General features: G+C 70.7%; 22 protein-coding genes. 6 read left to right on the forward strand and 16 right to left on the reverse strand.

What is annotated here, in order from left to right; genetic code table 11:
* The first annotated feature begins 1 nt into the window (after position 1).
* Genes kdpB through AC6CHX_RS18215 form a run of 4 tightly spaced genes read left to right on the forward strand, consistent with a single transcriptional unit; the run spans position 2 to position 6,153 of the window.
* Complete coding sequence (gene kdpB / locus AC6CHX_RS18200; RefSeq protein WP_498273958.1) at positions 2-2,299, forward strand: potassium-transporting ATPase subunit KdpB; 2,298 nt, start codon at positions 2-4, stop codon at positions 2,297-2,299.
* 25 nt (positions 2,300-2,324) lie between these two features.
* The gene (gene kdpC / locus AC6CHX_RS18205) at positions 2,325-2,927 is read left to right on the forward strand and encodes a potassium-transporting ATPase subunit KdpC (protein WP_498273959.1); all 603 of its coding nucleotides are present in this window, start codon (positions 2,325-2,327) and stop codon (positions 2,925-2,927) included.
* Positions 2,924-5,485, forward strand: coding sequence for an ATP-binding protein (locus AC6CHX_RS18210; RefSeq protein ID WP_498273960.1), 2,562 nt, complete (start codon positions 2,924-2,926; stop codon positions 5,483-5,485). The genes kdpC and AC6CHX_RS18210 overlap by 4 nt, the downstream gene beginning before the upstream one ends.
* On the forward strand, positions 5,482-6,153 hold the full coding sequence (locus tag AC6CHX_RS18215) for a response regulator (RefSeq protein ID WP_136041388.1): 672 nt from the start codon (positions 5,482-5,484) through the stop codon (positions 6,151-6,153). The genes AC6CHX_RS18210 and AC6CHX_RS18215 overlap by 4 nt, the downstream gene beginning before the upstream one ends.
* On the opposite strand, the gene AC6CHX_RS18220 is transcribed toward AC6CHX_RS18215, so the two are convergent.
* Positions 6,135-6,938: a TspO-related membrane protein gene (locus tag AC6CHX_RS18220; protein WP_498273961.1), complete on the reverse strand. Its 804-nt coding sequence runs from the start codon at positions 6,936-6,938 to the stop codon at positions 6,135-6,137. The genes AC6CHX_RS18215 and AC6CHX_RS18220 overlap by 19 nt on opposite strands.
* A gap of 245 nt (positions 6,939-7,183) precedes the next feature.
* A complete protein-coding gene (locus AC6CHX_RS18225) occupies positions 7,184-7,750 on the reverse strand; it encodes a TetR/AcrR family transcriptional regulator (protein WP_498273962.1) in 567 nt (188 codons plus the stop codon).
* Between the two features lie 96 nt (positions 7,751-7,846).
* Here AC6CHX_RS18225 and AC6CHX_RS18230 point away from each other — a divergent pair, with 96 nt between their 5' ends.
* Positions 7,847-8,689 carry an alpha/beta fold hydrolase gene (locus AC6CHX_RS18230; RefSeq protein ID WP_498273964.1) on the forward strand — a complete coding sequence of 281 codons (843 nt, stop codon included), beginning with the start codon at positions 7,847-7,849 and terminating at the stop codon, positions 8,687-8,689.
* 71 nt (positions 8,690-8,760) lie between these two features.
* Here AC6CHX_RS18230 and AC6CHX_RS18235 read toward each other — a convergent pair whose 3' ends face one another.
* The 14 genes from AC6CHX_RS18235 to AC6CHX_RS18300 form a co-directional block, all read right to left on the reverse strand.
* Entirely contained in the window at positions 8,761-10,851 is a 2,091-nt protein-coding gene (locus AC6CHX_RS18235; protein WP_498273966.1) for an iron ABC transporter permease, read from the reverse strand.
* Positions 10,848-11,879, reverse strand: coding sequence for an ABC transporter substrate-binding protein (locus AC6CHX_RS18240; RefSeq protein WP_498273968.1), 1,032 nt, complete (start codon positions 11,877-11,879; stop codon positions 10,848-10,850). The genes AC6CHX_RS18235 and AC6CHX_RS18240 overlap by 4 nt, the downstream gene beginning before the upstream one ends.
* Before the next feature lie 31 nt (positions 11,880-11,910).
* The gene (locus tag AC6CHX_RS18245) at positions 11,911-12,747 is read right to left on the reverse strand and encodes an ABC transporter ATP-binding protein (protein WP_498273970.1); all 837 of its coding nucleotides are present in this window, start codon (positions 12,745-12,747) and stop codon (positions 11,911-11,913) included.
* Position 12,748: 1 nt separating this feature from the next.
* Positions 12,749-13,711: a siderophore-interacting protein gene (locus AC6CHX_RS18250; RefSeq protein WP_498273972.1), complete on the reverse strand. Its 963-nt coding sequence runs from the start codon at positions 13,709-13,711 to the stop codon at positions 12,749-12,751.
* Positions 13,701-14,501, reverse strand: coding sequence for an ABC transporter ATP-binding protein (locus AC6CHX_RS18255; protein WP_498273974.1), 801 nt, complete (start codon positions 14,499-14,501; stop codon positions 13,701-13,703). Before AC6CHX_RS18255 ends, AC6CHX_RS18250 begins: the two co-directional genes overlap by 11 nt.
* Complete coding sequence (locus AC6CHX_RS18260) at positions 14,498-15,580, reverse strand: FecCD family ABC transporter permease (RefSeq protein WP_498273976.1); 1,083 nt, start codon at positions 15,578-15,580, stop codon at positions 14,498-14,500. The genes AC6CHX_RS18255 and AC6CHX_RS18260 overlap by 4 nt, the downstream gene beginning before the upstream one ends.
* Positions 15,577-16,626, reverse strand: a complete 1,050-nt coding sequence (locus AC6CHX_RS18265; RefSeq protein WP_498273978.1) for a FecCD family ABC transporter permease — start codon at positions 16,624-16,626, stop codon at positions 15,577-15,579. Before AC6CHX_RS18265 ends, AC6CHX_RS18260 begins: the two co-directional genes overlap by 4 nt.
* 34 nt (positions 16,627-16,660) lie before the next feature.
* Positions 16,661-17,689 (reverse strand): iron-siderophore ABC transporter substrate-binding protein, encoded by a 1,029-nt coding sequence (locus tag AC6CHX_RS18270; RefSeq protein ID WP_498273980.1) that lies wholly within the window; start codon positions 17,687-17,689, stop codon positions 16,661-16,663.
* A 255-nt stretch (positions 17,690-17,944) separates the two neighbouring features.
* Entirely contained in the window at positions 17,945-18,148 is a 204-nt protein-coding gene (locus AC6CHX_RS18275) for a cold-shock protein (protein ID WP_017831237.1), read from the reverse strand.
* Between the two features lie 75 nt (positions 18,149-18,223).
* A complete protein-coding gene (locus AC6CHX_RS18280) occupies positions 18,224-21,115 on the reverse strand; it encodes a helix-turn-helix transcriptional regulator (RefSeq protein ID WP_498273982.1) in 2,892 nt (963 codons plus the stop codon).
* Between the two features lie 68 nt (positions 21,116-21,183).
* Complete coding sequence (locus tag AC6CHX_RS18285) at positions 21,184-21,468, reverse strand: hypothetical protein (protein WP_498273984.1); 285 nt, start codon at positions 21,466-21,468, stop codon at positions 21,184-21,186.
* 126 nt (positions 21,469-21,594) lie between these two features.
* Positions 21,595-22,656 (reverse strand): DUF998 domain-containing protein, encoded by a 1,062-nt coding sequence (locus AC6CHX_RS18290; protein ID WP_498273986.1) that lies wholly within the window; start codon positions 22,654-22,656, stop codon positions 21,595-21,597.
* Between the two features lie 71 nt (positions 22,657-22,727).
* Positions 22,728-22,892, reverse strand: coding sequence for a single stranded DNA-binding domain-containing protein (locus AC6CHX_RS18295; protein WP_168429539.1), 165 nt, complete (start codon positions 22,890-22,892; stop codon positions 22,728-22,730).
* A gap of 78 nt (positions 22,893-22,970) precedes the next feature.
* A complete protein-coding gene (locus AC6CHX_RS18300; protein WP_498273988.1) occupies positions 22,971-23,426 on the reverse strand; it encodes an SRPBCC family protein in 456 nt (151 codons plus the stop codon).
* 130 nt (positions 23,427-23,556) lie between these two features.
* On the opposite strand from AC6CHX_RS18300, the gene AC6CHX_RS18305 reads away from it, so the two are divergent.
* Entirely contained in the window at positions 23,557-24,594 is a 1,038-nt protein-coding gene (locus AC6CHX_RS18305) for an FUSC family protein (protein WP_136041403.1), read from the forward strand.
* Positions 24,595-24,695: the final 101 nt, after the last annotated feature.

The raw sequence follows: 24,695 nt of genomic DNA on the forward strand, positions 1-24,695 counted from the left end.
CATGACCCTCATCACCACGCCTTCTGAATCCCCCTCCGAACAGCAGGATGCCGCGGCATCCGCCCCCGCGCAGCCGACGCGCTCCTTCGGCTGGTCGCAGCTCGTCGCGGCCCTGCCCGGCGCCCTGCGCAAGCTGAACCCCGCAGCCCTCGTCCGCAACCCCGTGATGCTCTTGGTGTGGGTCGGCGCCGCGTTCGCGACCGTGCTCGCGATCGCCGAACCGTTCCTCGGCGGCCCCGCCGACTCGGGCGGCACCCCGGTGCCGGCGCCGTTCACCTGGGGCATCGCGGTGTGGCTCTGGCTGACCGTGCTGTTCGCGAACGTCGCCGAGTCGGTCGCCGAGGGCCGCGGCAAGGCCCAGGCCGCGAGCCTGCGCAAGACCCGCACCAGCACGATGGCCCGTCGGGTGGTCGGCTACGACGCGGCTTCGGATGCCGCCGCCGAGCGCGCCGAGACCCTTGAGGTCTCCTCCGCCGAACTGCAGCGCGACGACGTCGTGGTCGTGACCGCCGGTGAGCTGATCCCCGGTGACGGCGACATCATCGCGGGCATCGCGACCGTCGACGAGTCGGCCATCACGGGCGAGAGCGCTCCGGTGATCCGCGAGTCGGGCGGCGACCGCAGCGCCGTCACCGGCGGTACCCGCGTGCTGTCGGACCGGATCGTGGTGCGCATCACCTCGAAGCCGGGCGAGACGTTCGTCGACCGGATGATCGCCCTGGTCGAGGGCGCCAGCCGCCAGCGCACCCCGAACGAGATCGCCCTGAACATCCTGCTCGCGAGCCTGTCGATCATCTTCGTGGTCGTGGTGCTCGCCCTCAACCCGATCGCCTCGTACGCAGCCTCGCCCGTCAGCATCCCGGTGCTCATCGCCCTGCTCGTCTGCCTGATCCCGACCACCATCGGCGCGCTGCTCTCGGCCATCGGCATCGCCGGCATGGACCGTCTCGTGCAGCGCAACGTGCTCGCGATGTCGGGGCGTGCGGTCGAGGCCGCGGGCGACGTCACCACCCTGCTGCTCGACAAGACCGGAACCATCACGTACGGCAACCGCCGCGCACACGAGGTCCTGCCGCTCCCGGGCGTCGACGCCGACGAGCTGCTGCGGGTCGCGGCGCTGTCCTCGCTCGCCGACCCCACCCCCGAGGGTGCCTCGATCGTCGAGCTCGCCACCGCCGCCGGCATCCGCGTGACCGCTCCGGAGGATGCCGTGGTCGTGCCGTTCACCGCGCAGACCCGCATGTCGGGGCTCGACCTCGCCGACGGCACGCAGATTCGCAAGGGCGCCGGTTCCGCTGTTCGGGCCTGGCTCGGGCTCGACGCCGAGGATGCGGAGCTCACCGCCCGCACGGACTCCGTCGCCGAAAGCGGCGGCACCCCGCTCGTGGTGGCCGTGCGGACACCGGCCGCATCCGCCCCCGGATCCGCATCCGCCCCCGCCCCGGCCCCGGCATCCGTCCACCTGTCGGGAGAACGGACGGATGTCGGCGGACACGCCGCGGAACGGACCGACATCCGTGCAAACTCCCGACAGGTGTCCGGCGAACCCGCCGCCGAAGGCCGCATCCTCGGCGTCGTGCACCTCAAGGACATCGTCAAGGACGGGCTGCGCGAGCGGTTCGACGAGCTGCGCAGCATGGGCATCCGCACGGTGATGATCACGGGCGACAACCCGCTGACCGCCCAGGCCATCGCCGCGGAGGCCGGGGTCGACGACTTCCTCGCCGAGGCGACGCCCGAGGACAAGCTGGCCCTGATCCGGCGCGAGCAGGAGGGTGGGCGTCTGGTCGCGATGACCGGCGACGGCACGAACGACGCCCCCGCCCTCGCGCAGGCCGATGTCGGAGTCGCGATGAACACCGGCACCTCGGCCGCGAAGGAGGCCGGCAACATGGTCGACCTCGACTCCGACCCGACCAAGCTGATCGATATCGTGCGCATCGGCAAGCAGCTGCTCATCACCCGCGGCGCGCTCACCACGTTCTCGCTCGCGAACGACGTCGCCAAGTACTTCGCCATCATCCCGGCGATGTTCATGGGCGTCTTCCCCGGGCTCGCCGCGCTCAACATCATGCAGCTGCACTCACCGGCATCCGCGGTGACCAGCGCGATCATCTTCAACGCGATCGTGATCGTGTTCCTGATCCCGCTGGCCCTCCGCGGAGTGAAGTACCGCCCGGCGAGCGCCTCGCAGATCTTGCAGCGCAACCTGTTGATCTATGGCCTCGGCGGTGTGATCGCCCCGTTCATCGGCATCAAGCTCATCGACCTCGTCGTCAGCCTCATCCCGGGCTTCTGACCCGGATCGGAAAAGGAACCCACTCATGTCCTCCACTCGCACCGCCCTCCGCACCACCGGGGTCGCCGTCCGCGCGATGCTCGTCCTCACGCTGATCCTCGGCATCGGGTACACGCTCCTCGTCACGGGCATCGGGCAGCTCGCACTCCCCGGGCAGGCGAACGGCTCCCCCCTTCCCGACGACAGGGGCAGCGCACTGATCGGTCAGTCCTTCACGGATGCCGACGGCGATGCCCAGCCGCAGTACTTCCAGTCCCGCCCCTCCGCGGCCGGCGACGGCTACGACGGGGCCGGCTCCAGCGGCAGCAACCTCGGCCCGGAGAACCCCGACCTGGTCGCCTCGATCGCCGACCGCAAGGCCGCGATCGCGGAGCGCGAGGGTGTGGATGCCTCCGAGGTGCCGGCCGACGCGGTCACCGCCTCGGGCTCCGGACTCGACCCGCACATCAGCGTCGCCTACGCCCTGCTGCAGGTGCCGCGGGTGGCCGAGGAACGCGGCATGCCCGAACAGCAGGTGCGCGACCTGGTGGAGTCTAGGATTCAAGGGCGGGATCTGGGATTCCTCGGCGAGGAGCGCATCAACGTCGCCGAACTCAACCTCGCGCTGGACGGCCAGGAGGGCGAATGAGCGCAGATCGGACGCAGCGCCCGGCACCGGAACACCCCCGACGCGGCCGCCTGCGCGTGCTGCTGGGTGCCGCTCCCGGTGTCGGCAAGACGTTCGAGATGCTCGCCGAGGGGCGACGCCTGCGCGAAGAGGGACACGACGTCGTCATCGCCATCGTCGAGACCCACGAGCGCGCGGCCACCCTGGCGCAGACCGTCGGACTGCCGGAGGTGCCCCGCCGCGTCGAGGACCATCGCGGCGTCACCCTGACCGAACTCGACCTCGACGCGGTGCTCGCCCGCGCCCCGGAGATCGCGCTCGTCGACGAGCTCGCACACACGAACACCCCGGGCTCGCGGCATCCGAAGCGCTGGCAGGACGTGGACGACCTGCTGGCCGCCGGCATCGACGTCGTCACCACCGTCAACGTGCAGCACATCGAGTCGCTCAACGCCGTGGTCGAGAAGATCACCGGCATCGCGCAGCAGGAGACCATTCCGGATGCCGTGGTGCGGGCCGCCGACGAGATCGAGGTCGTCGACCTCGCGCCCCAGTCGCTGCGGGACCGGCTCTCCGCGGGGCTGGTGTACCCCGCCGAGCGGATCGACGCCGCGCTGTCGAACTACTTCCGCCTCGGCAACCTCACCGCTCTGCGGGAGCTCGCCCTGCTCTGGCTGGCCGATGAGGTCGACAGCGCCCTGCGCAGCTACCGAGCCGAGCAGGGGATCGAAGGCACCTGGCAGGCCAGGGAGCGCGTCGTCGTCGCCCTCACCGGCGGCCCCGAAGGTGAGACCCTGCTGCGCCGCGGTGCGCGGATCGCCGCCCGCTCGGCCGGCGGAGAGCTGCTGGCCGTGCACATCTCGGCCCAGGACGGGCTGAGGAACGAGACTCCGGGGGCGCTCGCCGCGCAGCGCACCCTCGTCGAATCTCTCGGCGGCAGCTACCACCAGGTCGTCGGCGACGACATCCCCGCCACCCTGGTCGAGTTCGCGCAGGGGGTGGATGCCACGCAGCTCGTCATCGGAGTCAGCCGTCGCAGTCGACTCGCCGCCGCGCTCACCGGTCCCGGCATCGGCTCGGAGGTGATCCGGCGCTCGGGCGACATCGACGTGCACATCGTGACCCACGCCGCGGCGGGAGGGCGACTCGCCCTGCCGCGGATGACCGGCGGGGCCCTCGGGTGGCGGCGGCAGCTGCTCGGCTTCGCGGTCGCCCTCGTGTTCGGACCGCTGCTGTCGTGGCTGATGTTCACCTTCCGCAGCCCCGAGTCGATCACGGCCGAGGTGCTCGCCTATCAGCTGCTCGTGGTCGTGGTCGCGCTCATCGGCGGCATCCGCCCTGCGGTGTTCGCGGCGGTGCTGTCGGGGGTCACGCTCGACTTCCTCTTCGTCGCGCCGCTGTTCACCATCACGATCGCGCACCCGCTGCATGTGCTGGCCCTCGCGCTGTACGTGCTCATCGCGATCCTGGTGAGCATCATCGTCGACCAGGCCGCCCGACGCGCCCGCACCGCGCAACGCGCCACCGCCGAGGCCGAGCTGCTCGCCGCGGTCGCCGGCAACGTGCTGCGGGGGGACAACGCCGTACTGGCCATGGTCAGCCGCACCAGGGAGGCGTTCGGACTCAGCGGCGTGCGCGTGCTCTCCCCCGACGGCGAGGTGCTCGCGAGCGACTGGGAGCCGGTCGCCGACGGCCGCGCCACGAACATCCCGGTCGGCGTCCGCCCCGGCGGCGGCCCGCGCGCGGTGCTGGAGCTGAACGGCGAGCCGCTGGCGGGGCCGGAACGTCGGCTGCTCGACGCGATCGTGGCGCAGCTGTCGGCCGCGATCGAGCACACCGACCTGCGGGCGACCGCGAGCGAAGCCGAAGCGCTGGCCGAGACCGACCAGGTGCGCAGCGCGCTGCTGTCGGCGGTGAGTCATGATCTGCGGCGCCCGCTGGCCTCGGCCGTCGCCGCGATCGGCGGACTCCGCGGTGCGCACGAGCTGTCGGCATCCGATCGTCAGGAGCTGCTCGCGACCGCCGACGAGAGCCTCGCCACCCTGTCGACGCTGGTCACCGACCTGCTCGACGTCAGCCGCGTGCAGGCCGGCGTGCTCGCGGTCTCCTCCTCGCGGATGGATGCCGCCGGCACGGTGCTCGCGGCCATCGACGAGCTCGGGCTGGGCCCGGCCGACGTCGAACTCGCCCTCGACCCCGAGCTGCCGCCGGTGTTCGCCGACCCGGTGCTGCTGCAGCGGGTGCTGGTGAACGTGCTCGCCAACGCGCACCGCCACGCGCCCGAGGGGAGCCGGGTGATCGTGTCGACCAGCACACTCGGCAATCGCGCAGAGATCCGGGTGATCGACCGCGGCGACGGTATCTCCCCCGAGCGACGGGACCGCATCTTCCAGCCGTTCCAGCGCTTCGGCGACACCGACAACACCACAGGGCTCGGGCTCGGGCTCGCCCTGTCGCGCGGGTTCACCGAGGGCATGGGCGGTACCCTGACACCCGAGGACACCCCGGGCGGAGGCCTCACCATGGTCATCTCCCTGCCGCTCGGCGCAGGGCTTCCCGACACGGAGGGCACGGAGTGAAGCTCCTCATCGCCGACGACGACCCGCAGATGGTGCGGGCGCTGCGGATCACGCTCGCCGCGCACGGATACGAGGTCGTCGTGGCGGCCGACGGCGCCGCCGCGATCGCCGCCGCCGCGCAGACCCATCCCGACCTCATCATGCTCGACCTGGGGATGCCGCGTCTCGACGGCATCGAGGTCATCCAGGCCCTGCGCGGGTGGACGAACGTGCCGATCATCGTGGTCTCCGGCCGCACCGGGTCGGCCGACAAGGTCGAGGCTCTGGATGCCGGAGCCGACGACTTCGTGACGAAGCCCTTCCAGGTCGACGAGCTGCTCGCCCGGCTGCGGGCCCTCTCCCGCCGGTCGATGCCGGCGAACGGGGAGTCGACCGTGGCGTTCGGCGACGTCGTGGTCGACCTCGCGACGAAGACGGTCACCCGGGCCGGAACGCGCGTGCACCTGACGCCGACCGAGTGGCGGATGCTGGAGCACCTGTCACGGCATCCGGGAGCCCTGGTCACCCGACAGGATCTGCTGAAGGAGATCTGGGGCAGCGAGCAGGTGTCCGACTCGGGCTACCTGCGGCTGTACATGTCGCAGCTGCGCAAGAAGCTCGAGCAGGAGCCGGGGGCGCCGGTGCATCTGCTCACCGAGGCGGGGATGGGCTACCGGCTCGTGCTCTGAGCCGTGCGAGCACCGCGACGCAGCACCGCCACGACCCCGGTGACGACGAGCAGCACGGCCACGATGATCGCCGTGATCGCCGTCGGGGTGCTCTCGGGCTCCCCGGTGAGTCGGCCGACCGCGAGCCAGGCCAGACCCCAGGCCGTCGCGAGTGCGGGGGCGATGCGACCGGTCGCCCACGCGGCAGCGGCTCCGATCACGAGCACGACCACCAGCACGGCGATCGCCCAGGCATCCGCCGCCTGCGCCCAGCTCTCGGGCGCGATCTGCGTCAGCCAGGCGGCGGTGTTCGCGACCGTCGCGATCGTCACCCAGCCGAAGTGCAGACCGTTCGCCCCGTCGGTGAGGATGCGGTCGGCGAGGTTGCGTGCTGGGAAGCGCCCGAGCACGACGATCACCCGTGCGAGCACGGCCAGCAGCAGGGCGATCACGACGACCGTGAGCCACAGCGTCAGATAGCGCGCGGTCACGAGCCAGAGCCCGTTCAGCACCATCGACGCGGCGATCCATCCGCCCACTGCCTGCTGCCGAGCATCCTGCCGCTGCGCCGGAAGCGCCTGCCACACCGTGTAGGCGATGAGCCCGAGGTAGATCAGCGACCAGATCGAGAATGCGGGGCCGGCGGGCGCGAGGTAGGAGCCCTGCGCCGAGAGCGCGCCGTCCTGCAGGTCGTCGACGGATGCTCCGCCGAAGGCTCCCGCGCCGATGGCGGCCGCGATCAGCATGAACGATGCCGCCGCGATGATCAGGGTCTGCCGGCCGATGCCCTTCGTACGTGAGTCCATGCTCGCGACCCTACGGCGCGGGAGGCCGCCATGCATCGGGGTTGACACCGGCCGAGGGTTTCGCTAACTAAGTTAGGAAACTGTCCCGCCGCTGCCCGCACGCATGCATCCGTCGGGAGAAAGCACACCTGTCGGGAGAAACGCCGTCGGATGCCCCGACACCCGCGAATTCTCCCGACGGATGCACGGGCTCCGACAGGCGTGCGGGTCCTACGGATGCACGGGCTCCGAGCGACGGGCGGGACTCAGGCCCGGGCGAAGGCCGCGTCGATCAAGACCTCTGCAGCACCGCGCGCCTGCACCGCCACGGAAGGGTCCTTCGAGATCGCGGCCGTGCTCTGCGCCCCCTCGGCGAGGATCGACAGATGTGCGGCGAGTGCCGCGGGCGCACCGGTGTCGGCGACGAGCCCCGCCATGTACTCCTGGAACGACGCCTTGTGCGTGCGCACGATCTCGGCGACCTCGGGGTTCGTGCCCCCGAGCTCGCCGAACGCGTTGATGAACGCGCAGCCGCGGAAGTCGTCGGCGCAGAACCAGTTCTCGAGGTACCCGTAGACCGCGAGGAGACGTGTGCGCGGGTCGTCGCCGGCATCCGTCACGGCTCCCGACAGTCCGGACTCCCACTGGGCGTGCTTGCGGGCGAGGACGGCGGTGACGATGTCGGTCTTCGCGGGGAACAGCGCGTAGAGGCGTCGCAGCGACACGCCGGCCGCGGCGCGCAGCTCGTCCATGCCCACGGCCGCGTATCCCTTGCGGTAGTAGAGCTCTTCGGCGGCGGACAGGATGCGCTCGCGAGCCTCGTCTTCGGTCATACCCAGAAGTTTACTTGACATGAGAACGAACGTTCTCTAGATTGTTCATATCGAGCGAGAACGGTCGTTCTCACCGCAACCGAAAGGATCAGGATCATGGGCTACATCACCGTCGGAAACGAGAACAGCACCCCGATCGAGCTCTACTACGAAGACCAGGGTGCGGGTCAGCCCGTCGTCCTGATCCACGGCTACCCGCTCGACGGTCACAGCTGGGAGCGTCAGACCCGCGAGCTCCTCGCCCAGGGCTACCGCGTCATCACCTACGACCGCCGCGGCTTCGGCGGATCCTCCAAGGTCAACGCCGGCTACGACTACGACACGTTCGCCGCCGACCTGAACACGGTGCTCGAGACCCTCGACCTGCGCGACGTCGTGCTCGTCGGCTTCTCGATGGGCACCGGAGAGCTCGCCCGCTACGTCGCCAAGTACGGCCACGACCGCGTCGCGAAGCTCGCCTTCCTCGCCTCGCTCGAGCCCTTCCTCGTGCAGCGCGACGACAACCCCGAGGGTGTGCCGCAGGAGGTCTTCGACGGCATCGAGGCTGCCGCCAAGGGCGACCGCTTCGCGTGGTTCACCGACTTCTACAAGAACTTCTACAACCTCGACGAGAACCTGGGCTCGCGCATCAGCGAGCAGGCCGTGACCGGCAGCTGGAACGTCGCCGTCGGCAGCGCGCCCGTCGCCGCCTACGCGGTCGTCTCGGCCTGGATCGAGGACTTCCGTGGAGACGTCGAGGCCGTCCGTGCCGCGGCGAAGCCCACCCTGATCCTGCACGGCACGAAGGACAACATCCTCCCGATCGACGCGACCGCCCGCCGCTTCCACCAGGCAGTGCCGGATGCCGACTACGTCGAGGTCGAGGGCGCCCCGCACGGCCTGCTCTGGACGCACGCCGACGAGGTCAACGCCGCGCTGAAGGACTTCCTCGCGAAGTAACCCCTCGGTGACGACGAGGCCCGGCATCCACACGGATGCCGGGCCTCGTCCCTGCTGCGCCCTGGCCTCACCTACGCGTCGCGCGAGCGCCAGAGCAGCCAGACGAAGTACGGCGCACCGATCAGCGCCACCACGAGTCCGGCCGGGAGCTGCGCGGGGGCGATGACCGTGCGGCCGATCGTGTCCGCGACCCCGACGAGCAGCCCGCCCAGAAGCACCGCGACCGGGATCACCCTGGCGTGCCTGGCGCCGACGAGCGCCCGTGCCGCGTGCGGGGCGACGAGCCCCACGAAGCCGATCACGCCGATGGCCGTCACGCTGAGCGCCGCGAGCACCGCCGCCACGACCAACAGCGTCAGCCGCACGGGCTCGAGCCGGATGCCGACGAGCCGCGGGGTGTCTTCGTCGAGGGACAGCACGTCGAGCTCGCGACGACTCATCACCACGAACGGCAGCGCGATGGCCAGCACGATCGCCAGCGGCAGCACCTGCTCCCACACGCGGCCGTACGTGGTGCCCGACAGCCAGGTGTAGATCTTCGGGGTGTCCCAAGGGTTCGACCTCAGCAGGAAGAACGTCGTGAGCGACACCGTGAAGTAGGAGACGCCGATGCCGATCAGCAGGAACCGGTCGGCGTTCAACCCGCCGCGCCACGACAGCAGGTACACGAGCGCGAAGGCCAGCAGCGCTCCGGCGATGGCACCCGCGATCATGCCCGCGGTGGACGAGACGGCGCTCGTGATCACGAGCACCGCACCGAGCCCGCCACCGCCCGTGACGCCGAGGATGCTCGGGTCGGCCAGCGGATTCCGGCTCACCCCCTGGATGATGGCGCCCGACAGCGCGAGCGCCCCGCCGGCGACGACCGCGGCCACGATGCGCGGTGCCCGCTCGTCCAGCGCGAAGGCGATCGCGGCCGGCGCCTCGCCCTGCACCCACAGCGCGATGTCGCCGGTCAGCAGCCACGTGTACCCGGCGAGCAGGCCGAGGAGCAGCACCCCGACCACCCCGAGCACGACGACCACCATGGTGATGCGGAACCGCAGGCGGCTGCGCACGCCGAAGCGCACCCGCGGAGGCTCTCGCGTCGGACCGGCGTCACGCAGGCGCCGAGCCATGAGCACGAGCACGATCGCACCGAGCAGCGTCGTCGCGACGCCGGTCGGGATGAGGATCGCCGCCTCGGCTCCGATGATCGCCCGCAGCAGAGCATCCGAGAGGATCACGACGATCGCTCCGAGCAACCCGGCGGCCGGGATCAGGAGCAGGTGGCGATTCAGGCTCGGCACCACACGAGACAGCAAGCGAGCGAGAACGGGTGCGCACAGTCCGACGAAGCCCATCGGCCCCGCGAGCGTCACCGACACCGCGGTGAGCGTGACGGCGAGCAGGATGCCGATGGCCCGCGTCGAGCGGATCGGAACACCCAGGGAGGATGCCGTGTCGTCGCCGAGCGCCAGGATGTCGAACCGTCGCGCCAGCAGCAGGGCAGCCGCGGTCACCACGACCACGACCGGGGCCGCCTGCAGGAACGCGGTCAGGCCGAGCTGCGACAGGCTGCCGCTTCCCCACGCGAGCAGGCCCTTGGTCTCCTCGTCGAACAGGATCAGCAGGGTCGAGGTGGCGGCCTGGAACGCGAGGGCCAGGGCCGTGCCCGCGAGGATCAGGCGGGTGGTGGACGAACCCGCACCGCCTGCGAGTCCGAGCACGATCCCCGCGGCGATGAGGCCGCCGGCGAACGCGACAGCACCCGAGGCCCACACCGGCACCGCGATGCCGAACGCCGCGAGCGCCGTGACCGCGAGATAGGAACCGGCGGTCACGCCCAGCGTGTCCGGCGAGGCCAGGGCGTTGCGGGCGAGTGACTGGAGGAGGATGCCGGCCACGCCCAGCGCGACGCCCACGGCGATGCCTGCGGCCAGGCGCGGAACCCGCGACCCCCACAGCACCTCGGTGTCGGCGAACACGGCACCGCTCGTGCCCTGCGTGAGATGCCAGCAGGCGACGGCGAAGAGCACCACGGCGAGAGCCACGAGCACGCCGATGCCCGTCAGCAGGGTGCCCGGCCGGCGTCCCTCCGCCTCGTCGGGCGCGACGGCGGGAGCCGGGCGCACCGACTCCGTCGTGGCCGCCGCGTCGTCGAGGCGAAGGGCACCCGTCACTTCGAGAGCACCTCGACGTAGCCGTCGATGATCTGCTGGGTCGAACGCGGTCCGCCGAACGTCCAGATCCCGGCGGGGAACGCGGTGAGGCGGTCGTCGGCCACGGCGGGCAGCGAGGTCCAGGCCGGGTTGTCCTGCAGGGCGTCGATGAAGCTCTCCGACTCGGGGTCCTCGGTGCCCGTGTAGAACAGGCTCGCGTCGCCGACCGTGGTCATGCCCTCGACATCGGTCTGCCCGAGGCCATAGGTGGGGTCGACCTCGCCGGTCCAGGCGTTCTCGAGACCGAGCTTCTCGCCGATCTCACCGACCAGCGAGCCCTGACCGAACGGACGCAGCGCGACGTTGCCGCCGTCGACCCAGCCGTCGAAGAACACGAACTCCTTCGTGGGCAGGTCGAGATCGGCGAGTTCGGCCGAGGCCGAGTCGAGGTGCGCCTGGAACTCGTCGGCGACGACCTCGGCGCGCTCCTCGCGGCCGGTCACCTGGGCGATGAGGTCGAGCGTGCCGAGCATCTTCGCGATGGGGTCGGCGGCATCCGCACCGACGGTCGCGAGCACGGGCACATCGTAGGCCTCGAGCTGGGAGACGATGGGGTCGTCCGCGGCGCTGACCTCGACGATCACGAGGTCGGGCTCGGTGCCGAACAGCGTCTCGAGGTTCGGCTCCTGCCGGGTGCCGACATCGGTCACGCCCTCGGGGAGTTCTTCCGCGGTGACCCACGTGCTGTAGCCCTCGGCGTCGGCGACCGCGACCGGCGTGACGCACAGCGACAGCGCATCCTCGATCTGCTGCCACTCCAGCACCGCGATCCGCTCGGCGGGCTTGTCGAGCTCGACCGTGCGGCCGAGGTCGTCCGTGACGGAGACGGCACCCGTCGAGGTCGCGGTGGTGTCGTCGCCGCAGCCCGCGCTCGTCGAGGCCGAGGCGTCGGAGTCGGAGGCGGCGGGGGCCTGCGTCGTACCGCAGCCGGCGAGGGCGATCACGAGCGCGCCACCCAGTCCGATCAGGGCGAGGGGCTTCTTCTTCATTCGGTTCTTCCTCCGGGAGGGGTGAGGGGGTTCAGGATGCCGCGGGGATGCGATGCCGACCGTGGTGACGCCCGCGCGGGAGCACCCGCACGAGGCCGGTCTCCTCGTCGATCTCGGTGTCGATGCGCAGGCCGTACACGTGCGAGAGGTTCTCGCCCGTCAACACTTCGGCGGGGGTGCCGGCCGCTTGCACCCGACCGGCGTGCAGCAGCACCACGTCGTCGGCAACGGATGCCGCGTGGTCGAGGTCGTGCAGCACGACGCCGAGGGCGGTGCCGTGGTCGTCGGCGAGCTCGCGCACCAGGTCGAGCGTCTCCACCTGGTACCGCAGGTCGAGGTGGTTCGTCGGCTCGTCGAGCAGCAGCACGCCGGTCTCCTGCGCCAGCGCGGTCGCCAGCCACACGCGCTGCAGCTCGCCGCCCGAGAGCTGGTCGACGGGGCGGGAGGCCATGGCGGCGAGCCCGGTCAGCTCGAGCGCCCGCGCGACGGCGGCGCGGTCGGCGTCGCTGACACCGGAGAAGCGACCCCGGTGCGGGTGGCGGCCGTACGCCACGACGTCGGACACCTCGATGCCGGAGGGATGCGGCCGCGACTGCGAGAGCATCGCGACGGCCTTCGCGAACTCCTTGGCCGAGAGGGCGGTGGCGTCGCGCGTCTCGTCTCCGCCGATGCGCACACTCCCCGCCTCGATGCGGTGCAGGCGAGCGAGGGCGCGCAGCACGGTCGACTTGCCGCTGCCGTTAGGACCGATGAGGGCGGTCACCCGCCCGGGCGCGAGGCGCAGCGACACGTCGTGCACCACCCGGGCACGGCCGTATCCGAGCACGAGGGATTCGCCCTGCAGGGCGTGGGGCGCTGTCGTCGTCATGTCAGCCCCGCATCGCGACGCCGCGGCGCCAGTAGCCCATGAACGCGACCTGCCCGCGGTCGATGCCGAGGTCCTTGACGAGGTGGCGGCGCAGGGTGGTGACCACGCCGCTCTCCCCCGCGATCCAGAAGTAGCGCTCGGCCGGCGCATCCGCCCTGTCGATCTCCTCGCCGAGACCGGAGTAATCCGGCGTCTCCCAGAGCAGGTCGTCGCCGTCGATGTCCTTCACGCGGATCTCGTCCGCCGCGTCGGCGTCACCGAGGTAGGCGAGCACCGCGGGGATCAGGCGCAGGCCGTGCGGGTCGCCCGCGTCGCGCGGCAGCCAGTGCACCTCGACACCGGAGGGCACGTCGATGCGCAGGATGTCGGCGGGCGACGGCACCTCGATGAAGGCCACTCCGCGCAGGTCGCGAGGCGCGTCCTCGAGGATGCGGGCGATGGCGGGAGCAGCCGTCTCGTCGCCGGCGAGCACGACCGACGCCGCCCGTCCCGGCGCGAACTCGGCCCCGCCGTGCGCATCCACGTCCACTCCGCGACGCGGCCCGACGAGGTACAGCTCCTGCCCGACAGCGGCCTGGCTCGCCCACAACGACGCGGGTCCGGTGAGTCCCGGCTCGAGGTGCAGGACGAAGTCGACGTCCACCTCGGTGCCCGCGGCGGGATCGACCCGCAGCTCGCGCACGGAGTAGGTGCGCATCGAGCCGCGCTCCCCCTCCGGCACCGCGAGGTACGACTGCCACCAGTTGTCCGAGGCTCGGTCGAGCTCGGGCAGCACCCCGGATGCCGGCGGGAAGACGAGCTTGATGCGGCTGTCGAACACCTCGCCGGGCGTGCCGAACTCGAACAGATCGTCGCCGCCGAACGTCACCCGCACGAACGAGGGCGAGACCCGAGCGACGGCCCGCACCTCGGCGCGGGTGAGGATGTAGGTCGGACGCTCGGTCGTGGTCGTCTCAGCGGACATGGTGCCTCCCGATGGGTGTGACCATCGGCTTGCCGGAGACCGGGTCGATGGTGATCTGATTGGCGAGGCCGAAGACCTCTTCGACGAGCCCGGCGGTCACGACGTCCTGCGGGGCGCCGGTCGCGTGCACACGCCCGTCTTTCATGGCCACCAGCTCGTCGGCGTAGCGGGCGGCGAGGTTGAGGTCGTGTAGCACCATGACGATGGTCGTGCCGCGCGAGACGCTCAGGTCGGTGAGCAGGTCGAGCACCTCGACCTGGTGCGCGACATCGAGGAAGGTGGTCGGCTCGTCGAGCAGCAGGATGTCGGTCTCCTGCGCGAGGGCCATCGCAATCCAGACGCGCTGCCGCTGCCCGCCGGAGAGCTCGTCGACGCTGCGGTCGGCGAGGTCGCTGATGCCGGTCGCGTCGAGAGCGTCGGCCACCACCTCGTAGTCGTGGGTGCTCCAGCGCGCGAGCATCTTCTGGTGCGGGTGCCGTCCGCGGCCCACCAGATCCGCCACCGCGATGCCCTCGGGCGCGACCGGAGACTGGGGCAGCAAGCCCAGGATGCGGGCGACCTCTTTGGTGGGTCGGGCGTGCACGGACTTGCCGTCGAGCACGATCTGCCCGTCGCTCGGCGACAGCAGGCGGGCGAGCGAGCGCAGCAGCGTCGACTTGCCGCATCCGTTCGCCCCGACGATGGTCGTGATGCGCCCGGGCGCGATCTGCAGGTCGAGGCCGTCGATGACGGTGCGGTCGCCGTAGGCGAGCGTGACCCCTTCGGCCGACAGGCTGTGCGAGACGGTCATAGCGAACCCCCGGAGCGGTTGGTGCGGATGAGGAGGTAGATCAGGTACGGAGCGCCGACCACGCCGGTGATGACGCCGACCGGATAGCGGGTGCCGAAGGCGAACTGGCCGATCAGGTCGCCGCCGAGCACGAGCACGGCCCCGACGAACGCCGACGGCAGGAGCAGGTTCGCTCCCGGCCCGGTGATGCGCGCGGCGATGGGTCCGGCCATGAACGCGACGAACGCGATGGGGCCGGTCGCCGCCGTGGCGAACGCGAGCAGCGCGACGGCGCCGAGGATGAGGAGCAGGCGCGTCGCGTCGACACGGATCCCGAGGCCGGCCGCGGAGTCGTCGCCGAGCTGGAGGGCGCCGAGCGCGCGGCCCTGCGACAGCATCAGCGGCACGATGATCGCCGCGGCGATCGCCATCGGCAGCACCCGCTCCCACGACGCGTTGTTGAGGCTTCCGGTCAGCCACTGCATCGCGGTCTGGATGTCCCAGTTCGCGGCGCGCGACAGCATGTAGGAGATGACGCTCTGCAGCATCGCGGCGACGCCGATGCCGATCAGGATCAGGCGCGTGCCCGCGAAGCCGCCCTTGATCGAGAGCAGGTAGATCGCGAGGGCGGTGACGATGGCACCGCCGAGGGCGAGCAGCGACACGACCGGCCCGTTCACCGACAGCACGACGATGCCGAACACCGCGGCAGCCCCGGCGCCGTTCGAGATGCCGATGATGTCGGGCGAGGCGAGCGGGTTGCGCAGCATCGTCTGGAAGCACACGCCCGCCATGCCGAAGCCGATGCCGGTGAGGACCGCGAGCACCGCGCGCGGCAGTCGGAGGTCGCCGACGGTGAAGGAGGCGCCCGGGACGGTCTCGCCGAGGACCACGCGGATGACCTCATCCAGCGAGTAGAAGGTGTTGCCCACCATGAGGGCGACCGTGAAGAGCACGAGCAGCAGGATGCCGAGCACGATCGTCGCGATCGCGTGCCGGCGGTGGCGCGAGCGACGGCCCGCGACGATCCGGGCGATGCGGGCGGATGCCGGCTCGTCGACGCGATCGAGGGTGTGCTCGGTGTGCTCGGTCGTGCTCACAGCTCACGCACCTTCTGCCGACGGACAATCCAGATGAAGAAGGGGGCGCCGATGATGGCGGTGATGATGCCGACCTGGATCTCCTCCGCCGACGGCGAGATCACGCGGCCGATGATGTCGCTCGCGGTCAGCAGCGCGGCGCCGGCGATGGCCGAGAACGGCAGCAGCCAGCGGTGGTCGGTGCCCACCAGCATCCGGCACATGTGCGGCACGATGAGGCCGACGAAGCCGATGGGTCCGGCGATCGCGGTCGCCGCGCCGGCGAGGATCACCGCACCGAGCGCCGAGACCATGCGCGTGCGGAACACGTGCTCGCCGAGCCCCTTGGCCATGTCGTCGCCGAGGGCGAGGGAGTTCATGCCGCGCGCGCTGAGGAAGCAGATCAGGGCGCCGACGGCCAGCACGGGTGCGGTGAGGGCGATGCGCGGCCACTCCGCCCCGCCGACACCGCCGATCTGCCACGACTGGAACGTCTGGAGCAGGTCGACGCGCGGCAGCATGACCGCGCTGATGAGCGACGCGAAGGCGGCTGAGGTGGCGGCACCCGCGAGCGCGAGCTTGAGCGGCGTCGCGCCCCCGCGTCCGAGCGAGCCGACCGTGTAGACGAAGACGGCGGCGATCCCGGCTCCGGCGATCGCGAACCCCATCTGTCCATAGGGGTTGCTGAGCCCGAAGAACGCGATGCCGCAGACGACCGCGAGCGAAGCCCCGTTCGAGACACCGAGGATGCCGGGGTCGGCGATGGGGTTGCGGGTCACGGCCTGCATGGTCGCACCGGAGAGCGCGAGCGCGGCGCCGACGAGGAGGGCGAGGACCGTCCGCGGGATGCGCTTGACGATCGCGGCCTGGGCGATCGTGTCGGTGTGGCCGCCGAGCGCCGCGACGATGTCGTCGAACGAGACGGCGCGCACGCCGAACGAGATCGACAGGATGCTGAGGATGACGAGCACCGCGACCCCGATGAGCAGCCAGAGGGTGCGCACCAGCACCGGGCGTCGCAGGTCTGCGGCGCCCGGCGCGGGTGCGATGACGGTTGCTGAGGTCACGGGGGGATTCACTCCGCCGATGCGGATCGAATGGCTACTTCGACAGGGGCGCGGCCAGCATCGCGAGGTAGTCGGTGAGTCCCCACGGGATCGACAGCGGTGACGGGTTCGCGGATGCCGCGATCGGCGTCGCGTTGGGGAGGATCGCGATGCGTCCCTCGGCGATCGCCGGGATCTTCGACAGCAGCGGGTCCGCCTGCAGCTGCGCGATCAGCGAGTCGTCACCGTAGGTGACGAACACGTCCACGTCGGCGAACTTCGCGACCTCTTCCGCGCTGACCGTGAGGTCGAACTTCTCGGTGTCGGCGGTGTCTTCCACGATCGACGGGAAGGGCAGGCCGAGGTTGTCGCGAAGGTATCCGGGACGCGTGTCGATCGCCGTGTAGTAGCCGATCTGGCTCAGGTCGGCCGGGTCGAGGTACGCGAACAGGACCTTCTTGTCCTTCAGGATGCTGTTCTCCTCGAGAGCGGCCTCCGCGTCGGCGTGCAGGTCCTCGATCAGGGCTTCGCCCTCCTCCTCGAGACCCAGCGCCTTCGAGTTCATCTCGATCATGTCGTCGACCGAGGTGCCCCAGGCGACCTCGGGGTACGCGATGACCGGAGCGATCTTGGAGAGGGTGTCGTACTCCTCCTGGGTGAGACCGGAGTACGCGGCCAGGATCACGTCGGGCTCGGTGTCGGCGACGGCCTCGTAGTCGATGCCGTCGGTCTCGTCGAAGAGCACCGGCGTCTCGGCGTCCAGCTCGTCGAGCTTCTCCTCGACCCAGGGCAGCACACCGTTGTCGTCGTCGTCACCCCAGGCGGCCTTGCTCATGCCGACCGGGACGATGCCGAGGGCCAGCGGCACCTCGTGGTTCGCCCAGGCGACCGTCGCGATGCGCTCGGGCTTCTCGGTGATCGTGGTCTCGCCGTAGACGTGCTCCACCGTGACGGGGAAGGCATCGGCCGAGGCCGGGTTGCCGCCGGCGGACCCGGACGATTCCGGGGCGGAGGAGGCGCAGGCGGAGAGGCCGACGGCGAGTGCAGCGGCCGCGCCGATGGCGAGGATTCGAGAGGTGCGCACAGGCGTTCCCTTCGGGGTTCGGGGTGAGGGGGCGGCGCGAGAGGTGCGCCCAGCCTTTGGTAAGCCTGGCCTAATCTAACACGGAGGTTAGGTCCGCCTCACTTCGAGTCCTGGCCACAGACCTCGTTTCGAATCGCGCGAATGGTCGCAGATCGCCGCCGAATCGGACCATTCGCGCGAAGCGAAAGCTGCGGGTACAGAAAAAGCCGGCCGGATCCGTGAGGATCCGGCCGGCTTCAGGAAGTCAGCGCGCGCTCAGAGAGCGCGGATGTTCGCCGCCTGCATGCCCTTGGGGCCACGCTCAGCGTCGAATTCGACCTTCTGGTTCTCGCGGAGCTCCTTGAAACCGGAGCCGGCGATAGCCGAGTAGTGGGCGAAGAGGTCGTCCGAGCCGTCATCGGGAGCGATGAAGCCGAAGCCCTTTTCCGCGTTGAACCATTTCACAGTGCCAGTGGCCATGTGTTTCTACTTTCTATTTGACTTAGCCGTTTGCACGGCCTACGCGGAATCGGAACATCCGATACGCGCGCTTGCTCAACGTACCACGGCTGGCTGACGTGCAGCAGAGAACGTCGGATTCTGTTGCAGAAGAGCCGCCTCGGTGCGCGTGCTCACACCGAGCTTGCGCAACACCGCCGAGACATGCACGCTCACGGTCTTGACGCTGATGAAGAGCCGCTCGCCGATCTGGCGGTTGCTCAAGCCCTCGGCGATGAGTTCGAGCACCTGCTTCTCGCGCGCGGTCAGCGGGTCGGCGCCGGCGGACGCCACCGACGCGAGGCGCACCCCGAACCCCGCGTCGGTGGCGAACCGCGCGACGGCGGCCTGCAGGTGCGCATGCCCCAGAGCTTCCGCGATCTCGGCCGCCTCGGCGAGCACGACCGACGCCGCCGGTCGGTCACCCTCGTGCACCCGCATGCGCGCCTGCTCGAGCCGGAGCACGACGCGGAAGGTGACGGGCACGTCTTCGCCGTCGGCGCACAGCAGTGCCGCGTCGAGCGAGTCGGGGTGCGGTTCGAGCAGGGCGTCGAGGATGGTCGACCAGGCATCGTCTTGCAGCTGTGCGGGCTGCGCGAGCCAGGCGGTGCGGATCGCGTCGACGGCGGCCGCAACATCGGCGCCCTCTGCCCGCAGCTCGGCGATGAGCGCCCCGCCCTGCAGCAGGAGCCGCCGTTGGTGCAGCAGGGCCGGCCGTTCGTCCCGAAGCATCTCGAGGATGGTGTCGAGCGCTCCGCGGAGGTCGCCCGCGCTCTCGGCCACCGCGACCGTCATCATCACCCGGTCGTACCAGATCTGCCGCTCGGAGATGCCGGTCTCGTGGAAAGCCGGAAGCCATTCCTGCAGCAGCTCGTCGGCCTCGTCCGTCCTGCCCCGCCAGGCGAGAACCCGCACCCGGGTCATGCTCATGTACATGCGGAACACGCGCAGGGTTCCCTGCATCATGTCGCGCGACAGCATCTCCTCCACCCGGTCGATCTCACCGAGCTCGAGCAGGGGAACGACCATGTTCTGCGCCATGATCGACCCCGAGGTGCGCTCGACGCGGAGCTCCCGCGCGCGGCGCAGGCCCTCTTCGGCGACTTCGACGGCCTCGCGGTAGCGGCCGAGCAGGGTCAGCAGGTCGGAGTAGTTGACGCGGTACCGCATCTCGGCATTCGAGCCCGTCGCGAGGTCGCGCGCGCGTTCATACTGGCGCACGCCCGCCTCGACCTCGCCCAGGTGCGCGAGGGAGCCGCCGCGGACATTCGCCGCGATCGACAGCTGATCCGTGGACGGCGCCCCTGCGGCCCCACGCTCGGCCTCATCCGCGAGCCGGATCGCCTCTTCACGGTCGCCCGCGATCATGCGCCGGCTCGCGAGCTGGTTGAGCAGCTCGGCCCGGAAGACCTCGTCGTCGACATGCGCCTCGGCGATGGCCAGGGCCTGTTGCAGCAGCGGGATCGCCCCGAGGCGGCCGAGGTTGACCAGGTACAGCGCCTTGTTGCGCAGAAGTCGCGCATGCAGACGCGGCTCGACGGTCTCGGGGTCGACCTCGGCGAGCGCGAGGTTCGCCACAGCGAGCGCCCGCTCGCCGTCGCCGGCGTTGCGCAGGATCGACCCCAGCACCAGAAGCAGATCGAGGCGCTCGAGGCGCGCGGCATCGGCGGCATCGGCGACGAGAGGCCACAGCTGCAGTGCGAGCTCGCCGAAGCGGGCGGCGGTCGCGAACGCATACTGCGCCTTCGCGTGGCGCATGGCATCGGCCGCGGCGACGAGAGCCTTCCGATCGTCTTGCGCGAGCTGCCAGTGGTACGCGAGCGCGGCAGCGTCGTCGCCCCCGTCGCTGCCCGAAGCCGAAGCCTCGAGGGCCTCAGCGTAGGCGCGATGCAGGCGGGCACGCTCACCGGGAAGCAGGTCGTCGTGCACGGCCTCGCGCAGGAGGGCATGCCGGAACCGGTAGTCGTCATCGGCCACGACCAGGATGCCGCTGCGCGTCGCCTCGCGGATCGCCTCGTCGAGCCGCTGCTCCGGAAGATCGGCGAGGCGGGTGATCAGCGGATGCGACAGCGGACGCTCAGCACCGGAGGCGACTTTGACGACGTGCTGCGCATCGTCGCCGAGACGGTCGAACCGGGCCAGTAGCAGGTCGCGGAGTCCGTCGGGGAGGGGACCGTTCGCGCATCCCGCGATCTCCTCGACAAAGAACGGCACGCCCTCGGCCCGCTCCTGCATGCGATCGAAGGCGGCCTCGGAGAGTGGGCGGCCGCTGATCCGCTCGGCCAGTTCCCGCACCGCGGCTGTGTCGAGCCGGGCGAGCGTGAGGCGCTCGAGCAGGCGCGCACGCGTGGCCTCGCCGATGAAACGGCTCACCGCGTCTCCGCGTCGCACGTCGTCGCTCCGGCAGGTGAGGAGCAGCAGGATGCGCCCACGGTCGAGCGCGCGCAGGAGGAAGGACAAGATGGCGAGCGTCGAATCGTCGGCCCAGTGCAGGTCTTCGACCACGAGCACCTGGGGTGCCCGCTCGGCGGCTGCCTCGATCAGGGAGGCGATGGCGTCGCGGAGTCGCTCGGGGCTGGTGCGCTCGCGGTCGGTCGGTGCATCCACGAGCTCCGGTAGGAGCATGGCCAGGGCCTCGGCGCCCACCCCGACCGACTCGCGCACCCGCTCGACGCCCATGCGCGTGACGATGGAGCGGAGGATGCCGGTGAGCGGGCCGTATGGCGTGCGAGAACCGCCGAGGTCGAGGCACCACCCCACATGGACGTCGGCGGTGTGCTCGATCTCGGCGGTGAACTCGCGCAGCAGCCGGGATTTGCCCATGCCCGCATCGCCCTCGACGAGCAGCGCCGCCGGCACCCCCTCACGCACGCCGTCGAACAGCCGGCGCACTTCGGCGAGCTCGGCCGCACGACCGACCATCACGGTGCTCGGTGCGGAGGAAGGCATGGGTTCATGATCCCACCCTCCGCCGACATTCGGGGCGGACCGTGATCCGGTCCGAACGGCCGCGTCGCTCACCGTGCGACGGAGGCCGTCCGGTCGCAGACGGAGGCCGGATGCGAGGTCGACACGGTCGCGGCGCGGGACGTCACGGGTCGGGTCTTCGCGGTCTGGCTGGTGACGGATCGCCCCGCGTCCGGACGGAAGATGCGGCGCAGCATCCGACGCACCGCCCCCGGGGAACGAGGAACGATCTGGTCGGCGCGCTCGATGAGCATGCGCCGACGCGCGGCTGCGCGCTCCAGCTCCTCGTGCTGGTAACCGGTGTACTGCTCGGTGAAGAAACTGTGCTCGAACATGGGATCTCCTCGTCGGTGTGGTGTATCCCTACGCTCCGCTCTGAGGTGCCCCACCGACATCGGACGGATTCCCTATCTTTCGGGTGCCGATGCCTAGGGATGCCGCCACCCGGGTGATGGCGACGACTAGGCGGGCGGCGTCTCCGCGCGCAGCGGCGACCGCCGCGCCGAGGGGCGCGACTGCGCCGGCACGAGGATCGCCATCACCCGCACGAGCGTGGCCATCCACAGCAGTCCGAGCCCGACGACGACGGCTTCGACCGCCGTGGCCGAGTACAGGCCGAACGGCACCCACAGCACGACGGCCACCACGATGAGCAGTCCGACGCCGACCGATGTGATCAGCAACGCGCGGGGAGGACCGGGGATGGCGGCCACGGTGGCGGCCGCGGCACCGAGGAACAGGACGAGTGTCGCGAAGGCGGCGATGTCGTGCGGGAGGGGCAGCCGGTGCAGCGGCAGCAGGCCGACGGCGGCGAGCGCGACACCGGTCGCCGCCCACAGCGCGACCACCGCGGCGATGCGCCGCAGAGCGGAGTCGCCGAGCATCCGGTGCAGGTCACGGCCGATGTACGAGCCGACGGTCGCGATCAGGAGCCCTGCCACGACGAGGGTGCCGTTGAAGGCCCACCCGGATCCGAGTTGCGAGAAGTTCTCCTCCCACCAGCGCGGGTCGGCGGACGTGACCATGGCGAAGAGCGTGCCGATCACGAGGAATCCGAGCAGGAGGGCAGACAGGTCGGCCGTGCGCAGTCCGATGCCGGCTCCGAAGGCGAAGCGGCCACCGACGGCCGAGGCGACACCCGCGAGCAGACCCCCGCCGACCGCCGCGAGCTGCAGCCCCTGGAGGCCGACGGCGAGGATCTCGGCCGTGAGCAGGACACCCATCACGGTGACCGCTCCGAAAGCGACGGTGAGCGCGACGGTCGAGAGGTCGGAGGCCACAGCTTGCCAGCGCGGCATCGGCCCGGTCTCCGCGCGACGGTGCATCAGCGTGCTCGTCAGGAACGCGGCGGCGGCGACGATGCCGGCGACCGCCGCGACCGGCACCGCGAGCGATCCTGGACCGGTGAGCGGGCGTGGGTCACCACGAAGGAGCAGCATGCCCGCGACGGCACCGACGACGAAGCAGACCGCGGTCGCCCAGACGGCCCTCGTCTCGCCGCGCAGCTTCTCGTCCCGCTCCATGCGCCCATGCAAGCACGCACCCCGGACGCGCGGAAGATCCCGGCCGCGACCCGAGCCCGGGGGAAGGCTCGTCAGGCGTGCTGTAGAGCCTTGGGGGTGAAGTAGGTGACCTCTCCGGTCTCATCCTCGATGCCGAAGATGAACTGCCCCGAGGGCGTCGCGCAGATGTCGATGACCTTTCCGCGTGAACGCGGAGTGATGACTTCGTCGCCCGGCTTGAATGTGGTCTTCGTCATGGCGTGATCGTACAGCGCTCGACGCGACGAGGCCCGGCGCCTGAACGGCATCCGGGCCTCGCCACCTGGGGTTCGAGGTCAGACGTCGACGTCGCCGCGCCAGGCTCCGGTCTCGACGCCGCGGCCCTCGATGAACTCCTTGAAGTTCTGGAGGTCCTTCTTCACCGCGTGCCCGCCGGCGCCCACGAGGGAGCCGATCTTCTCGAGCAGCCCCTCGGGCGCCCAGTCCAGCTGCACGGTCACGCGCGTGGACGTGTCGTCGAGCTTGTGGAACGTCACGACACCCGCGTGCTCGGTCTCGCCGCCGGTGCTGTTCCACGCGACGCGCTCATCCGGGTGCTGCTCGGTGATCTCAGCGTCGAACTCGCGGGTCGCGCCGCCGACCTTCACCTTCCAGTGCGTGTGGGTGTCGTCGATCTGAGTGATCGACTCGACTTCGTCGAGGAACTTCGGGAAGCTCTCGAACTGCGTCCACTGGTTGTACGCCGTGCGGACGGGGACGTCGACGTCGATGGTCTCGATGATCTGCACCATGTGATGCTCCTCACTTCTCGTCGTTCGTGTGGTCCCATTCAGCCCGGAGCAGCGAGGATCGGCCACGGGGTTGACAGCCGCGTGATCGCACGTCGATCATCCGCGGCGTCGCGGCGCTACCGTTGAGGTCATGCGCATCCCCGCCGCGATCCGCGCCTCCCAGCGCTCCCCGCTGCTGCAGGTCGTGAAGTCCGCCGCAGCGACCATCGCGGCGTGGCTCATCGCGGGATGGGTGTTCCCCGCGCAGCTGCCGGTGTTCGCCGCGATCGCCGCGCTCCTCGTCGTGCAGCCCAGCGTGAACCAGTCGCTGTCGAAGGCACTCGAGCGCAGCATCGGTGTGATCGCCGGCGTGGTGATCGCCGTCGCGCTCGGCCTGCTGCTGGGTTCGCCGAGCTGGATCGTGCTGCTGGCGATCGTCGTCGCGATGCTGGTGGCGTGGATCTTCCGCGCCTCGCCCGGAACCGGCAACCAGGTCGCGATCTCGGCGATGCTCGTGCTGGCACTCGGATCGTCCAGCCCGGAGTACGCCTTCGCGCGCATCGTGGAGACCCTGATCGGCGTGGTGATCGGCATCGTCGTGAACGCGCTCATCGTGCCTCCGGTGCTGGTCGCCCCCGCTCGGCGCGACGTCGGACTGCTCGGGCGAGAGCTCGCCGCCAGCCTCGACCGCCTCGCCGTCGCGCTGCCGGAGCCGCAGACGGCCGCCCAGCTGCAGGAGCTGATGCTCGAGGTGCGGCTGCTGCGTCCGATGAAGGATGCCGCCGACGCATCCATCGCCGCCGGTGAGGAGTCGCTCACCCTGAACCCGCGGCGCTCGAATCATCGCAGCGAACTGCAGGAGCTGCGGGAGCTGCTGGAGCGCCTTTCACCGATCGTGACCCAGACGATCGGCATGACCCGCGCGTACTTCGACCACTACGACGACACGATCGGCGAGGAGCCCGCGGTCGCCGCGATCGCCGAGCAGCTGCGGCGGGCCGGGCACGACGTGCGCCTCGCCGTGCAGGTCGCCGAGGCGTCGCCCGAGCCCGACACGGAGACCAGCGCCATCCCCGCGCTCACCGCACCGCTCGTGATCCGCCCGCCGGCGTCGCAGCACTGGATCCTGATCGGCTCGCTCATGGAGGATCTCCGCCGCATCCGGGGCGAGCTGCTCGACGAGGACTGATCTCCCCTTCTCCCCCTCTCCCTCTCCGGTCGACCCACCCCTGTCTGTGCGAGCCGCCCCTTTATGGACGCACGCAAAGGGGCGGTTCGAACGCAAGGGGG

The sequence above is a fragment of the Microbacterium sp. GQ128 genome, assembly GCF_059758615.1.

Bases quoted from the DNA above. Each gene is read 5' to 3' on its own strand.
- kdpB (WP_498273958.1), top strand. From the start codon at position 2: ATGACCCTCATCACCACGCCTTCTGAATCCCCCTCCGAACAGCAGGAT.
- kdpC (WP_498273959.1), top strand. From the start codon at position 2,325: ATGTCCTCCACTCGCACCGCCCTCCGCACCACCGGGGTCGCCGTCCGC.
- AC6CHX_RS18210 (WP_498273960.1), top strand. From the start codon at position 2,924: ATGAGCGCAGATCGGACGCAGCGCCCGGCACCGGAACACCCCCGACGC.
- AC6CHX_RS18220 (WP_498273961.1), bottom strand. From the start codon at position 6,938: ATGGACTCACGTACGAAGGGCATCGGCCGGCAGACCCTGATCATCGCG.
- AC6CHX_RS18225 (WP_498273962.1), bottom strand. From the start codon at position 7,750: ATGACCGAAGACGAGGCTCGCGAGCGCATCCTGTCCGCCGCCGAAGAG.
- AC6CHX_RS18230 (WP_498273964.1), top strand. From the start codon at position 7,847: ATGGGCTACATCACCGTCGGAAACGAGAACAGCACCCCGATCGAGCTC.
- AC6CHX_RS18240 (WP_498273968.1), bottom strand. From the start codon at position 11,879: ATGAAGAAGAAGCCCCTCGCCCTGATCGGACTGGGTGGCGCGCTCGTG.
- AC6CHX_RS18245 (WP_498273970.1), bottom strand. From the start codon at position 12,747: ATGACGACGACAGCGCCCCACGCCCTGCAGGGCGAATCCCTCGTGCTC.
- AC6CHX_RS18250 (WP_498273972.1), bottom strand. From the start codon at position 13,711: ATGTCCGCTGAGACGACCACGACCGAGCGTCCGACCTACATCCTCACC.
- AC6CHX_RS18255 (WP_498273974.1), bottom strand. From the start codon at position 14,501: ATGACCGTCTCGCACAGCCTGTCGGCCGAAGGGGTCACGCTCGCCTAC.
- AC6CHX_RS18275 (WP_017831237.1), bottom strand. From the start codon at position 18,148: ATGGCCACTGGCACTGTGAAATGGTTCAACGCGGAAAAGGGCTTCGGC.
- AC6CHX_RS18280 (WP_498273982.1), bottom strand. From the start codon at position 21,115: ATGCCTTCCTCCGCACCGAGCACCGTGATGGTCGGTCGTGCGGCCGAG.
- AC6CHX_RS18285 (WP_498273984.1), bottom strand. From the start codon at position 21,468: ATGTTCGAGCACAGTTTCTTCACCGAGCAGTACACCGGTTACCAGCAC.
- AC6CHX_RS18290 (WP_498273986.1), bottom strand. From the start codon at position 22,656: ATGGAGCGGGACGAGAAGCTGCGCGGCGAGACGAGGGCCGTCTGGGCG.
- AC6CHX_RS18295 (WP_168429539.1), bottom strand. From the start codon at position 22,892: ATGACGAAGACCACATTCAAGCCGGGCGACGAAGTCATCACTCCGCGT.
- AC6CHX_RS18300 (WP_498273988.1), bottom strand. From the start codon at position 23,426: ATGGTGCAGATCATCGAGACCATCGACGTCGACGTCCCCGTCCGCACG.
- AC6CHX_RS18305 (WP_136041403.1), top strand. From the start codon at position 23,557: ATGCGCATCCCCGCCGCGATCCGCGCCTCCCAGCGCTCCCCGCTGCTG.